This window comes from Qipengyuania seohaensis (assembly GCF_002795865.1).
Classification (GTDB): domain Bacteria; phylum Pseudomonadota; class Alphaproteobacteria; order Sphingomonadales; family Sphingomonadaceae; genus Qipengyuania; species Qipengyuania seohaensis.
Window position 1 is genome coordinate 2,856,838 of the sequence record NZ_CP024920.1, and the last position, 13,440, is coordinate 2,870,277.

General features: G+C 60.5%; 14 protein-coding genes. All 14 read left to right on the top strand.

Annotation, left to right across the window (positions count from 1 at the left end):
* Positions 1-53: 53 nt before the first annotated feature.
* From CVE41_RS14105 to CVE41_RS14170, 14 genes are read left to right on the top strand one after another with little or no spacing between them, the layout of a single operon-like run.
* Positions 54-338 (top strand): hypothetical protein, encoded by a 285-nt coding sequence (locus tag CVE41_RS14105; protein ID WP_100261226.1) that lies wholly within the window; start codon positions 54-56, stop codon positions 336-338.
* Positions 331-2,319: an NADH-quinone oxidoreductase subunit NuoG gene (gene nuoG, locus CVE41_RS14110; protein ID WP_100261227.1), complete on the top strand. Its 1,989-nt coding sequence runs from the start codon at positions 331-333 to the stop codon at positions 2,317-2,319. Before CVE41_RS14105 ends, nuoG begins: the two co-directional genes overlap by 8 nt.
* Entirely contained in the window at positions 2,316-2,507 is a 192-nt protein-coding gene (locus CVE41_RS14115) for a hypothetical protein (RefSeq protein ID WP_100261228.1), read from the top strand. The genes nuoG and CVE41_RS14115 overlap by 4 nt, the downstream gene beginning before the upstream one ends.
* Positions 2,504-3,565, top strand: coding sequence for an NADH-quinone oxidoreductase subunit NuoH (nuoH, locus tag CVE41_RS14120; protein ID WP_100261229.1), 1,062 nt, complete (start codon positions 2,504-2,506; stop codon positions 3,563-3,565). Before CVE41_RS14115 ends, nuoH begins: the two co-directional genes overlap by 4 nt.
* Positions 3,562-4,047, top strand: a complete 486-nt coding sequence (nuoI, locus tag CVE41_RS14125; RefSeq protein ID WP_090479327.1) for an NADH-quinone oxidoreductase subunit NuoI — start codon at positions 3,562-3,564, stop codon at positions 4,045-4,047. Before nuoH ends, nuoI begins: the two co-directional genes overlap by 4 nt.
* Before the next feature lie 27 nt (positions 4,048-4,074).
* Positions 4,075-4,695 (top strand): NADH-quinone oxidoreductase subunit J, encoded by a 621-nt coding sequence (locus tag CVE41_RS14130; RefSeq protein ID WP_100261230.1) that lies wholly within the window; start codon positions 4,075-4,077, stop codon positions 4,693-4,695.
* The gene (gene nuoK / locus CVE41_RS14135; protein ID WP_100261231.1) at positions 4,692-4,997 is read left to right on the top strand and encodes an NADH-quinone oxidoreductase subunit NuoK; all 306 of its coding nucleotides are present in this window, start codon (positions 4,692-4,694) and stop codon (positions 4,995-4,997) included. The genes CVE41_RS14130 and nuoK overlap by 4 nt, the downstream gene beginning before the upstream one ends.
* Before the next feature lie 6 nt (positions 4,998-5,003).
* Entirely contained in the window at positions 5,004-6,995 is a 1,992-nt protein-coding gene (nuoL, locus tag CVE41_RS14140) for an NADH-quinone oxidoreductase subunit L (RefSeq protein WP_100261232.1), read from the top strand.
* Positions 6,995-8,539 carry an NADH-quinone oxidoreductase subunit M gene (locus CVE41_RS14145; RefSeq protein WP_100261233.1) on the top strand — a complete coding sequence of 515 codons (1,545 nt, stop codon included), beginning with the start codon at positions 6,995-6,997 and terminating at the stop codon, positions 8,537-8,539. Before nuoL ends, CVE41_RS14145 begins: the two co-directional genes overlap by 1 nt.
* Complete coding sequence (nuoN, locus tag CVE41_RS14150; protein ID WP_100261234.1) at positions 8,539-9,993, top strand: NADH-quinone oxidoreductase subunit NuoN; 1,455 nt, start codon at positions 8,539-8,541, stop codon at positions 9,991-9,993. Before CVE41_RS14145 ends, nuoN begins: the two co-directional genes overlap by 1 nt.
* Positions 9,990-10,712 carry a biotin--[acetyl-CoA-carboxylase] ligase gene (locus CVE41_RS14155; protein WP_100261235.1) on the top strand — a complete coding sequence of 241 codons (723 nt, stop codon included), beginning with the start codon at positions 9,990-9,992 and terminating at the stop codon, positions 10,710-10,712. Before nuoN ends, CVE41_RS14155 begins: the two co-directional genes overlap by 4 nt.
* A gap of 3 nt (positions 10,713-10,715) precedes the next feature.
* Positions 10,716-11,492, top strand: coding sequence for a type III pantothenate kinase (locus CVE41_RS14160; RefSeq protein ID WP_100261236.1), 777 nt, complete (start codon positions 10,716-10,718; stop codon positions 11,490-11,492).
* Positions 11,489-13,144 carry a ribonuclease J gene (locus CVE41_RS14165; RefSeq protein WP_198507676.1) on the top strand — a complete coding sequence of 552 codons (1,656 nt, stop codon included), beginning with the start codon at positions 11,489-11,491 and terminating at the stop codon, positions 13,142-13,144. Before CVE41_RS14160 ends, CVE41_RS14165 begins: the two co-directional genes overlap by 4 nt.
* Before the next feature lie 17 nt (positions 13,145-13,161).
* Entirely contained in the window at positions 13,162-13,437 is a 276-nt protein-coding gene (locus tag CVE41_RS14170) for a DUF1467 family protein (protein WP_100261237.1), read from the top strand.
* Positions 13,438-13,440: the final 3 nt, after the last annotated feature.

A 13,440-nucleotide genomic window follows, 5' to 3' on the forward strand; every position in this document is an offset into this window, starting at 1 on the left:
TTTCCCTGATTGGAAGCTTGTATGGAGCCGCTACCGCAGCGGAACCTTACGATGTGAATACATGGCTCCTGCTCGCACTGCCGAAGGTACTTGCGGTCGCTGCAGGTGTGGCATTGTGGCAGATGCTGCGGCTTGGCGCATATCTTTGGGCTGCTGGAATCATGTTGGGGTGGGTGCTCGCGATAGCAATGAATACCGGCTTCTTTCCGAATTTCAGCACGGCCGCGCTCGTCTCGCTTTTAATCATCGGAGCTTCCGCTTGGGTGCTGATGAAAAATTGGAGCAGTCTCCGTGCTATTGGAGACGAACAGCACTCAGAAGGTGCAAATAATGCCTAAAGTCACCGTAGACGGACAGGAACTAGAAGTCCCCGAGGGCGCGACCGTCCTTCAGGCCTGCGAACTTGCGGGGAAGGAAATTCCGCGCTTCTGCTATCACGAGCGGCTGAGCATCGCGGGCAACTGCCGCATGTGCCTGGTCGAGGTGAAGCCCGGTCCGCCCAAGCCGCAGGCGAGCTGCGCGCTTCCGGCCACCGAGGGGCAGGAAATCCGCACCGACACTCAGATGGTCAAGACCGCGCGCGAAGGGGTGATGGAGTTCCTCCTCATCAACCATCCGCTCGATTGCCCGATCTGCGATCAGGGCGGCGAATGCGACCTGCAGGACCAGTCGATGACCTATGGTCGCGGGGCGACGCGCTATCACGAGAACAAGCGCGCTGTGACCGAAAAATACATGGGCCCGCTTATCAAGACGGTCATGACCCGCTGCATCCACTGCACCCGCTGCGTGCGCTTCAGCGAGGAAATCGCAGGCGTCGACGAAATCGGCGCGGTCGGTCGCGGCGAGGACATGCAGATCACGACTTATCTCGAGCAGGCAGCCGAGCACGAGCTGTCGGCGAACGTGATCGACCTTTGCCCCGTCGGCGCGCTCACCTCGCGTCCCTATGCGTTCGAAGCGCGTCCGTGGGAACTCAAGAAGACACTCAGCATCGACGTTTCGGATGCGGTCGGCGCAAATATCCGCCTCGACAGCCGTGGCCGCGAAGTCATGCGCGCGCTTCCGCGCGTCAACGATGCGGTCAATGAAGAATGGCTGTCCGACAAGGGCCGCTACATGGTCGACGGCCTGTCCAAGCGTCGTCTCGACAAGGTCTTCATGCGCAAGCGGGGTAAGTTGCAGCCCGCGACCTGGGACGAGGCTTTCAAGGCCATCGCCAAGGCCAAGCCGGGCAAGGCCATTGCCGCCGTCGCCGGTGACATGGTCGATTGCGAAACCATGTTCGCCGCCAAGTCGCTCCTTAAGGCCTGCGGTTCGAAGCTGATCGAAGGCCGCCAGACCGGCATGGATTACGACGTGTCGAACCTTGCAGCGGTCAATTTCAACTCGACCTTCGAGGGGCTTGAACACGCAGGCGCGATCCTGATTGTCGGAAGCCACATCCGCTGGGAAGCCCCGCTGGTTAACGTACGCATTCGCAAGGCCGTGAAACGCGGCGCGAAGGTTTACGTCGTCGGACCTTATTGGGACACGACCTATCCTGCCGAATTCCTTGGTGAAGACCTTGGCGTTCTCAACAAGCTCCCGAAGGACGTCGAGGACGCATTCGAGAATGCCGAACGCGGCGCGGTCATCGTCGGCGGCGGTGCGCTCAAGGGCGCGCATGGCAAGGCAATGGCGCTTGCCAGCGATTGGGGTGCGGACTTCAACGTCCTGCATTTCTCCGCCGCGCGCATGGGCGGCCTGATGCTCGGCTTCGCGCAAAAGGGCGGCATGGCGGACATCGTCAAAGCCAAGCCCAGGGTCCTCATCAGCCTCGGCGCTGACGAAATGGACTTCGAGCCGTTTGCAGATACGCTGAAGGTCTACATCGGGCACCACGGCGACAAGGGCGCGCATTCGGCGGACATCATCCTCCCGGCAGCGAGCTATGCCGAAAAGGACGGGACCTACGTCAACACCGAAGGCCGCGTGCAGTTCGCCGAAAAGGCGGTATTCGCACCGGGTGACGCACGCGAGGACTGGACGATCCTGCGCGCGCTCGCCGATGCACTCAAGGTCGAGGTCGGCTTCGACAGTTTCGCACAGCTGCAGTCTGCGATGATCGCTGAAGTCCCGGCTCTCGGTGAGGAAGGCCTGGCCGATTATGGCTCGCTTCCCACGGCCGACGCAAAGGCAAAGGCGGAAGGTACGATGAGCGCCTATCCGATCAAGGATTTCTACCTCACGAACCCCATCGCGCGTGCCAGCGAAGTGATGCAGCGTTGTTCCAGCGAACTGCTCCATGGCGGTGAGCTTGCGGAGGCGGCAGAATGAGCGATCCTTTCACACGCATGGTGGCGCGTTTCACACCGCATTTCCTGATCCTGTTTTTCGTTGCGGCTGTTGCCGCGACGATCCTTTCCGGCGGTCCGGTAATCGATAATGTCTTTTACGGCAGCTGGCTGTTGGTCGCTGCCGCTGCTCTCGTGCGGTTCGATATTCACATGGAAGGTCGCAAATGACCGAGTTCTTCCAATCCCTCGGCATGAGCTATGAATGGGCGTGGGGCGTAGCCACCGTCGCCGGCATCCTGCTCATCGCGCTGCCCCTGATGCTGGCAGTGGCCATGATCATTTATGTCGACCGCAAGGTCTGGGCGGCAATCAACCTGCGCCGCGGCCCCAATGTGGTCGGCCCCTTCGGCCTGCTGCAGAGCTTTGCCGACGGTCTGAAGGTTTTCTTGCAGGAAACCATTATCCCGAGCGCGGCGAACAAGGGTATCTTCCTGCTTGCGCCTATCGTGACCTTTACTGTCGCGCTGGCGGCTTGGGCCGTGATCCCATTCGATGCACGCATGGTCCTGGCCGATATCAACGTCGGGTTGCTATACATCCTCGCGATCAGTTCGCTGTCGGTCTACGGCATCATCATGGCGGGTTGGGCTTCGAACTCGAAGTATCCGTTCTTCTCGGCGATGCGCGCGTCGGCACAGATGATCAGCTATGAAGTCTCGATCGGCTTCATCCTCGTCTGCGTGGTCCTGTTTGCGGGCACCTTCAACCTCAACGACATTGTGCGTGCGCAGGAAGGCTTCGGCCTCGGCATCATAAACGCCTATGTGGTTCACCCGCTGATCTTTCCTATTTGGGTGATGTTCTTCATTTCCTGCCTGGCAGAAACGCAGCGCGTTCCTTTCGACCTTACCGAGGCGGAATCGGAACTCGTCGCTGGCTACCAGACCGAATACAGCTCGATGAGCTTCGCGCTCTTCTGGCTCGGCGAGTATGCGAACATCCTGCTGATGTGCATCCTCAACGCGCTGCTGTTCTTCGGGGGCTGGCTGCCGCCGCTCGATATCGACCTCATTCCCTGGTTCGATATTCCGGGCATCGTCTGGCTGCTGCTGAAGGCGTTTTTCTTCTTCTTCATGTTCAGCTGGGTCATGGCGACCGTCCCGCGCTATCGCTACGATCAGCTGATGCGCCTGGGCTGGAAGGTATTCTTGCCGCTGAGCCTCGTTTTCGTCCTCGTCATTTCCGGTTACCTCATGGCGACCGGTCACTTCGGAGCCGCCGCATGAGCGTCGCCCATCTGATCAAATCGTTCACCCTGTGGGAGTTCGTGAAAGCGCACGCCCTCACGCTGAAGTATTTCTTCAAGCCCAAGGTCACGATCAATTATCCGTTCGAGAAGAACCCGCTGAGCCCGCGTTTCCGCGGCGAGCATGCCCTGCGCCGCTATCCCAACGGGGAAGAGCGCTGCATCGCGTGCAAGCTGTGCGAAGCGGTCTGCCCGGCCCAGGCCATCACGATCGAGGCCGAGCCGCGCGAAGACGGCAGCCGCCGAACGACGCGCTACGACATCGACATGACGAAGTGCATCTACTGCGGTTTCTGCCAGGAAGCCTGCCCGGTGGATGCGGTCGTGGAAGGTCCGAACTTCGAATACGCAACCGAAACCCGCGAGGAGCTTCTTTACGACAAGGCCAAGCTGCTCGCGAATGGTGACAAGTGGGAGCGGGCCATCGCCGCAAACCTTGAAGCCGACGCACCCTATCGCTAACCGCGCCGCAACCGTAACCGGGGCAACATGATCCAGACTATCGCCTTTTACATGTTCGCGATCATCATGATTGCATCGGCCGTGATGGTAATCACGGCCCGCAATCCGGTGCATTCCGTCCTGTGGCTCATCCTCGCCTTCTTCAACGCCGCCGGCCTCATGGTCCTGGTCGGCGCCGAGTTCATCGCGATGCTGCTGGTCATCGTCTACGTCGGGGCGGTCGCCGTGCTGTTCCTGTTCGTGGTCATGATGCTCGACATCGATGTCGCGGCCATGCGCGCAGGGTTCATTCGCAACTTCCCGCTTGGCATCGTCGTGGCGCTGATACTGCTCGCTGAGCTGGTGCTGGGCATCGGCGCCTATAACGTCGGCTCGATCAACCTCGGTACGCCGCCTGCGGGAGATGCTTCTGTCGTGGCCGAAAGCAATACTGCCGCGATCGGTGCGCTGCTCTACACCAAGTATGTGTTCCTGTTCGAAATCGCGGGCATCATCCTGCTGGTTGCAATGATCGGCGCGATCGTCCTGACCCACCGTCCTTCCAAATCGAAGCGCGGGCAGCAGGACATCGGCAAGCAGGTTCGCCGCAATCCGGACGAGGCAACCGTCATGAAACAGCCCGAAGTGGGCAAGGGAGTCGAGCTGTGATTGGCATCGAACATTATGTCGTCGTCAGCACGATCCTGTTCGTGCTCGGCGTCCTGGGAATATTCCTCAATCGCAAGAATATCATCATTATCCTGATGGCGATCGAACTCATCCTGCTTGCAGTGAACATCAACATGGTCGCATTCAGCGCCTTCCTCGGCGATCTGGTCGGGCAGGTCTTCGCCATGTTCATCCTGACCGTTGCTGCTGCCGAAGCCGCCATCGGTCTGGCGATCCTGATGATCTATTTCCGTGGCCGCGGCACGATTGCGGTCGATGATGCGAACCGGATGAAGGGGTAAGCAAACGTGCAATCGATCCTCGTCATCGTATTCCTGCCGCTGGTCGCGTCAATTGTCGCAGGACTGGTCAATAAGAGCGCGCCGAGTGTGTTCGCGAAGAGCATCACCACGGGTGGCCTGTTCATCTCGTGCGCCCTCAGCTGGCCGATCTTCCTGTCGTTCTGGTCCGGCAATGCCGAAGCGACCGTCGTCCCAGTCCTTACCTGGATCCAATCGGGTGCGCTGAGCTTCGACTGGGCGCTGCGCGTCGATACGCTCACTGCGGTCATGCTTGTGGTCATCACGACCGTCTCGGCGCTCGTCCACCTCTATAGCTGGGGTTACATGGACGAGGACCCGGACCAGCCGCGATTCTTTGCCTATCTCTCGCTCTTCACCTTCGCCATGCTGATGCTGGTGACCGCCGACAATTTGGTCCAGATGTTTTTCGGATGGGAAGGGGTGGGCCTCGCCAGCTACCTGCTGATCGGTTTCTGGTTCAAGAAGCCCAGTGCGAATGCTGCGGCGATCAAGGCCTTCGTGGTCAACCGCGTCGGCGACCTTGGCTTCATGATGGGTATCTTCGGCATCTTCTGGGTTTTCGGCACGGTCTCGATCCCCGAAATCCTCGAAGCGGCTCCCGGCATGAGCGGCGCGACCATCGGTTTCCTGGGCCTGCGCGTGCACACCATGGATGTCCTGTGCATCCTGCTGTTCATCGGCGCGATGGGTAAGTCGGCCCAGCTTGGCCTGCACACCTGGCTGCCAGACGCAATGGAAGGCCCGACGCCCGTTTCCGCGCTGATCCACGCGGCGACCATGGTCACCGCAGGTGTCTTCATGGTCTGCCGCCTGTCGCCTATGTTCGAAACCGCGCCCATCGCGCTCGCGATGGTGACTTTCGTAGGTGCTGCAACTTGTATCTTCGCGGCGACCGTCGGCACGACACAGTGGGACATCAAGCGCGTCATCGCCTACTCGACCTGTTCGCAGCTCGGTTACATGTTCTTTGCCGCAGGGGTGGGCGCATATGGCGCGGCCATGTTCCACCTGTTCACGCACGCCTTCTTCAAGGCGCTGCTGTTCCTCGGTGCAGGCTCGGTCATCCACGCGATGCACCACGAACAGGACATGCGGTATTACGGCAATCTGCGTAAGCACATCCCGCTGACTTTCTGGGCCATGATGGCTGGTACGCTGGCGATTACCGGTGTCGGTATCTACGATCTGCACCTCGGGTTTGCTGGTTTCTGGTCCAAAGATGCCATCATCGAAGTCGCGTTTGCGCGGGGCACGGAAATGGCGAGCTTCGCTTTCTGGATGGGCGTTTTCGCAGCGCTACTGACCAGCTTCTACAGCTGGCGCCTGATGTTCCTTACCTTCTGGGGCAAGCCGCGCTGGATCGAGAGCGAGCACATCCAGCATTCGGTCCACAAGACCCCCGAAGAAGCGGGCGAGGACACGACCGGTGGCTATCACCCGCATGAAAGCCCGATCTCGATGCTGATCCCGCTCGGGGTGCTGTCGATCGGTGCGATTGCAGCAGGCCAGGTGTTTGCACCTGCATTCCTCGACAGTGCAGCGTTCTGGGGCGGTTCGATCTTCTACAACGAAGCCCTGATCCACGCGATGCACGCCGTGCCCTATGCGGTGAAGTATGCAGCCCTGATCGTGATGCTGATCGGCTTGTTCGTCGCCTGGCTCGCCTACATCAAGGACACTTCGATCCCAGGCAAGGCAGCCGAACAGCTCGGTCCGATCTACCGCTTCCTCTACAACAAGTGGTATTTCGACGAGCTCTATCACTACCTCTTCGTGGTTCCTGCCTTCTGGCTGGGCCGCCAGTTCTGGAAACTGGGCGACGTCGGCACGATCGACCGCTTCGGCCCCAACGGCGTTGCCTGGATGGTCGAGAAAGGTGCAGTGGGCGCCAAGAAGTTCCAGACCGGATATTTGTATAGCTATGCGCTGGTGATGCTCCTCGGACTTGTCGCCGCCGTCACCTGGGTGCTGTTCTGATGGAGTTCCCCATCCTCTCGCTCATGCTCGCCGTGCCGCTGGTTGCGGCCATCGCCTGCCTGTTCCTGAATGCCGGCAGCGCGCGAATGGTCGCGCTGTTCGCGACGCTGTTCAATCTCGCGCTCGGCATCCTGCTGTGGCTTAATTACGAGATCGGCGGCGCTCAATGGCAGTTCGTCGAACGCGCCGAACTCTTCGCCGGGTTCAGCTATGCCCTCGGCATCGATGGCATAGCCCTGATGCTGATCATGCTGTCGGTATTCCTGATGCCGATCTGCATCCTCGCCAGCTGGGATTCGATCACCAAGCGTGTGGGCGAATACATGGCGGCCTTCCTGCTCATGGAAGTGTTGATGATCGGCGTATTCGCCGCGCAGGACCTGTTCCTGTTCTACATTTTCTTCGAGGCCGGCCTGATCCCGATGTACCTGATCATCGGCGTCTGGGGCGGCGATAACCGTATCTACGCCTCGTATAGGTTCTTCCTCTACACCCTGCTCGGTTCGGTGCTGATGCTGATCGCCATGCTGTGGATGGTGAACGAGGCGGGCACGACCGATATTCCCACACTGATGCAGTACGACTTCCCGGTCGATGCGCAGCTGTGGTTGTGGCTGGCGTTCTTCGCGAGCTTTGCGGTGAAGATGCCGATGTGGCCGGTCCACACATGGCTTCCCGATGCCCATGTCCAGGCTCCGACTGCGGGTTCGGTCATCCTGGCTGGCGTGCTGTTGAAGCTCGGCGGTTACGGTTTCATCCGCTTCAGCCTGCCGATGTTCCCCGATGCCAGCGCGGATCTCGCGTGGCTGGTCTTTGCACTCTCTATGGTCGCCGTCATCTACACCTCGCTCGTCGCGCTGGTGCAGGAGGACATGAAGAAGCTCATCGCCTATTCGTCCGTCGCCCACATGGCGATCGTGACCGTCGGCCTCTTCGCATTCAACGTGCAGGGGCTGGAGGGCGCGATGATGGTCATGCTCGGCCACGGCCTTGTATCGGGTGCGCTGTTCCTGTGCGTTGGCGTCATCTACGACCGTCTGCACACGCGTGAGATCGCCCGCTACGGCGGCCTGTCGATCAACATGCCGAAATACGCGCTCTTCTTCCTGTTGTTCACCATGGCATCGATCGGCCTGCCGGGGACCAGCAACTTCGTCGGCGAGTTCCTCGCCCTTGCAGGCATCTACAAGGTTTCGACATTTGTGACGCTGGTCTGCACCACGGGCATCATCCTTGGCGCTGCCTATATGCTTTATCTCTATCGCCGCGTGGCATTCGGTGAGCAGGTCAATGCCGACGCTGCCCGGATGCCGGATCTCAATGCCCGCGAATGGGCAATGCTCGCACCCATCGCCGCCGCCGTGCTGTGGATGGGCGTCTATCCGGAAAGTTTCCTCGCCCCGATGCGCCAGGACATTGCCACTCTCGAAGCCCGCCTTGCCAGCGTCGCGCCCGAATATGACAGCGCACTGACGGTAGGGACGCCTGACGAACATGCTGCAAATTATATCGCTGCAGAGCACGGAACGGAGGGAGAGCACTGATGTCCTACGCTAACTCGCTCTACCTGACCGGTGCGGAAATCGGGCTGTCGATTGCCGGCTTGATCCTCCTGCTCGCCACCGCCTGGACGACCCGCTCTTCGGCCCGCGCCATTACGATCGCCGCGGTTACCGCACTTTTCGGCGCCCTGATCTTCAACCTCTCGCTCGCCAATGATGGCGTAGGCGCTGCGGCATTCGGCGGCCTGCTGGAAGTCGATGCTTTCAGCATTTTCGCGAAATCGCTCGTCTACATCGCGACCATTGCCTGCCTGATCGTGGCCCCTCGCTACTTCGAGGATCGCGGCCAGTTCCGCGGAGAATTCGCCGTGCTGATGCTGTTCAACGCAGTCGGCATGGGGATCATGGTTTCGGCGGTCGACCTGATGACGCTGTATATCGGTCTCGAGCTCTCGAGCCTTTCGTCCTATGTCCTCGCGAGCTTCGCGCGGCGCGATGACAAGTCCAGCGAAGCCGGTCTGAAGTACTTCATTCTCGGTGGCCTCGCCTCGGGTATCATCCTGTACGGCGTCAGCCTCGTCTACGGTTTCTCCGGCACTACGAGCTACGATGGGGTGAGGGCTGCCTTCGACGCAGACTTCTCGACCGGCGCACTCTTTGGCGTCGTGTTCGTGCTCGCCGGCCTAGCCTTCAAGGTCGCCGCAGTTCCCTTCCATATGTGGACGCCTGACGTCTACGAAGGCGCGCCGACGCCGGTCACGGCATTCTTCGCCAGCGCACCCAAGGTCGCTGCGGTCGCCATGCTGGTCCGGATGGCGGCGGTGCCGTTCGGCGGACAGGCAGAAGCGTGGCAGCAGATCGTAATCTTCGCGGCCTTGGCTTCCATCGTTGTGGGCGCTTTGGGCGCCATCGGGCAGCAGAACCTAAAGCGTTTGCTGGCCTACTCTTCGATCAACAACGTAGGCTTCATCCTCATCGGCCTTGCCGCCGCGACACCGGCCGGGATTTCCGGCGTGCTCGTCTACCTTTCGATCTATGTCTTCATGACGCTCGGCAGCTTCGTTGCCTTGCTCATGCTGCGTAACGACAAGGGCGAGGCGCTCGCCACATTCGACGACATTTCCGGCCTGTCCACCAGCAGCCCGGCACTTGCCTGGTGCTTGCTTGCGCTGATGTTCAGCCTTGCGGGTATTCCGCCGCTGTTCGGGTTCTGGGGCAAGTTCGTGGTGTTCCAGGCAGCCGTGCAGGCCGACATGATTGCGTTGGCCGCTATCGGTATCGCCGCCAGCGTTATCGGCGCATTCTATTACATCAAGTTCGTCAAGGTGATGTTTTTCGACGAACCCAAGGGTGCAGCACCTGCAAAAGCGCCGGTTTCCCATTGGGTGGTTCTCGGCCTTTGCGTTCTGGTTATCTCCCCGCTCGGTTACCTGCTCACGCCATGGCTGGGTGCGGCGGCTGACGCTGCCGCCCAGGCCCTGTCCTTCGCAGCTTGATCGAGTTCCTAGCCGAAACTGGTTCGACCAACGCGGATCTGCTGGAGCGCGTTCGTCGGGGCGACCGCGTCAGCGAGGGAAGCTGGCTCGTTGCAGACCGCCAACTGGCCGGGAAGGGCCGGCAGGGCAGGGCATGGTTCGACGGGGCCGGGAACTTCATGGGGTCGACCATGGTGGAGGTCCGCCCCTCGGATCCTGCTCCGGCGAGCCTTGCTCTCGTTGCCGGATTGGCGGTCTATGAAACCGTGATCTCGATGGTCGGGGAGCCCGGCGCAATTGCTCTTAAATGGCCGAACGACGTCCTCATGCGCGGCGCCAAGCTCGCAGGTATCTTGCTCGAGCGCGAGGGCGATATCATCGTGGTCGGCATAGGCGTGAACCTTGCGAAAGCGCCGGAGCTTCCAGACCGCGAAACAATCGCTCTATCGGCTTCGGGACCGGCGCCGGATCGAGACCAGTTCGCAAATTCGCTCGCTCGCCAGTTCGACACCGAGCTGGAGCGCTGGCGCACCTTCGGCCTTGCGCCCCTGATCCGCCGCTGGGAACTGGCTGCACACCGTCACGGTACGCTGCTTCATGTTCAGCCCCCTGGGGAACAACCGATCAAGGGCGCGTTTGCAGGGCTCGATCAAACCGGAGCATTGCAATTGCGGTTGTCTGATGGCGAAGTGAAGGTCATCCACGCTGGTGACGTGATGTTGGCACGAGAGGAGGGCTGATCCATGCTGCTTGCAGCCGATGTCGGAAATACGAATGTGGTCTTCGCGCTTTTCGAAGGACGAGAGATCAAGGCGCGCTGGCGTATCGCGACCGATCCCCGCCGGACCGGTGACGAATATGCCGTCTGGCTGCTGCGACTGCTCGAACTTCAGGGACATGACCGGGAAGACATCGATCAGATCATCGTTGGATCGGTCGTTCCGCGATCCATCCACAATCTCACTGTGCTGGCGCAAAAATACTTCGGTATCGATCCGCTCATCGCCGGGCAGGACAAAGCGGAATGGGGTATTGCGATCGATGTCGACGATCCGCGAACGCTTGGCGCAGACCGCGCCCTCAACACCATTGCTGCCCATGAGAAGTACAAAGGCGACCTGATCGTGATCGACTTCGGCACGGCGACGACTATCGATGCGGTGGATTTCACAGGCGCTTACAAGGGCGGAATCATTGCCCCGGGGATCAATCTTTCGCTCGATGCGCTGGTCGGGAACACGGCAAAACTGCCGCGTATCGCGATCAGGAAACCCGATGATGAGAACGTCATCGGTCGCAATACCGAAGACCAGATGCTGATAGGCGTGTTCTGGGGTTATGTAGCCCTTATAGAGGGCCTTGTAGAGCGCATGAGGCGCCAGATAGGCCGACCGGCCAAAGTCGTCGCAACCGGCGGACTGGCACTCCTGTTCGATGAAATTACCGACCTGTTCGACGAGGTCGATAGCGACCTCACATTGGATGGTCTCGCCATGCTGGCTGAAAGGGCATCCACTTGAAAAAGAATTTTACCCCCGAAGACGAACTGCTGTTTCTCGCCCTTGGTGGCTCGGGCGAGATCGGGATGAACGTCAACCTCTACGGCTGCAACGGCAAGTGGTTGATGGTCGACCTTGGCATGACCTTTTCGGGCGGCGAGTATCCCGGCGTGGATCTCGTCTTCGCCGACCTCGACTTCATCGAAGAGAGGACGAAGCAGCTCGAAGCCATCGTGCTCACCCATGCGCACGAGGATCACATCGGCGCGGTGCCGTATTTTGCAGCCGACCTCGGCGTGCCGATCTATGCGACGCCGTTCACGATGGAACTGGTGCGGCGAAAGCTGGAAGAGGCGGGCCTGCTTGGCGAAATCGAACTCCACGAGATCGAGGAAGACCACGGCAGTTTCCAGGTCGGACCCTTCGAAATTACCTACATCCCGCTTGCTCACTCGATTGCCGAGGGCAACGCGCTTCTGATCGATACGCCGTACGGGAAGATATTCCATACCGGCGACTGGAAGCTGGACGACGATCCCATCATCGGCGAGCCCGCCACTGAAGAAGAGCTTACCGAGATCGGCGACGATGGCGTGCTGGCGCTGGTTTGCGACAGCACCAATGTCTTCAATCCGTCGCCCAGCGGCTCCGAAGGGGCGGTCTACAAGGGGCTCCTCGAAGAGGTGCAGCGGCACAAGGGCAAGCGTGTCCTGGTGACGACCTTTGCCAGTAATGTCGCCCGCCTGCAAACCCTTGGCAATGTCGCCCGAGAAACCGGGCGGCAGCTGTGCGTCGCAGGGCGTTCGCTCGACCGCATCATCGAAGTGGCGCAGCAGAACGGTTACCTCGAAGATCTGCCCGAGCCGGTTGATTTCGATACCGCCATGGGCCTGCCCCGCGGTGAAGTCATGATCCTGGCGACCGGCGGCCAAGGTGAACCGCGAGCGGCATTGTCGCGTATCTCCGAAGACAACCATCCGCTGCAACTCGTCCCTGGCGATGTTGTCCTGTTCTCCAGTCGCCAGATCCCCGGCAATGAACTTTCCATCGGCGCGGTCCAGAACCGCCTCGCGGCCAAGGGGGTGACCATGGTGACCGACCGGCAGAGCTTGATCCACGTGTCGGGCCATCCCGGCCGTCCGGAACTCGAAGCCCTCTATGGTTGGCTGCGCCCGGAAATTCTGGTGCCGGTCCATGGCGAGATGCGGCATATGCAGGAGCAGGCAAGGCTAGGCCGCGAGAACGGCATCCCCGATGCCGTGGTCCAGCAGAACGGCGATATCGTGCGCCTCGCACCCGGTGCTCCGGGCACGATTGCAAAGGTGAGGGCGGGGCGTCTTGTCCTCGACGGCGACATAATCGCCCCGGCCGATGGCGATGCGATCGTCATGCGTCGCCGGATCATGCACGAAGGCGTGGTGATCGTCGCCCTCGACAGCGACCTGTCTCCGCGGATCGACAGCCTGGGATTGCCTCTCGACGAGGATTACGGCGATTTCACCGAAGAAGCGCTGGCAGATATCCGCGAGGCGCTCGGCAAGCTCAAGGGCAAGGACGCCAGAAGTGCATCGTCTGTGCATGAAGCGGCGCGGCTCGCTGCCCGTCGTGCGGCCCAGCGCTGGTCGGGCAAGCGCCCTCAGGTACGTGTCCTCCTGCCAGAGAACCTGGGGTAAGAGCCATGGGACTCCCGATGCAGTGGACTTCGATAGTCGCGATTTATGTCCTCTTCTGGGTCGTCAGCGCCTTCGTGCTGTTGCCCTTCGGAATCAAGACACCGGATGAAGTCGGCGCGGAGAAAGTGCCGGGGCAGGCAGACAGTGCCCCAGTCAATTTCAGGCCCGGCGTCATTGCAGTTCGCGCAACGATCCTGTCGATCGTGCTCACCACGCTTTACGTGCTGAATTACGCCTATGGCTGGATCGAGGCGGAAGACCTGATCTTCTGGGGACCGACTGTAGGCCGGTAGCCT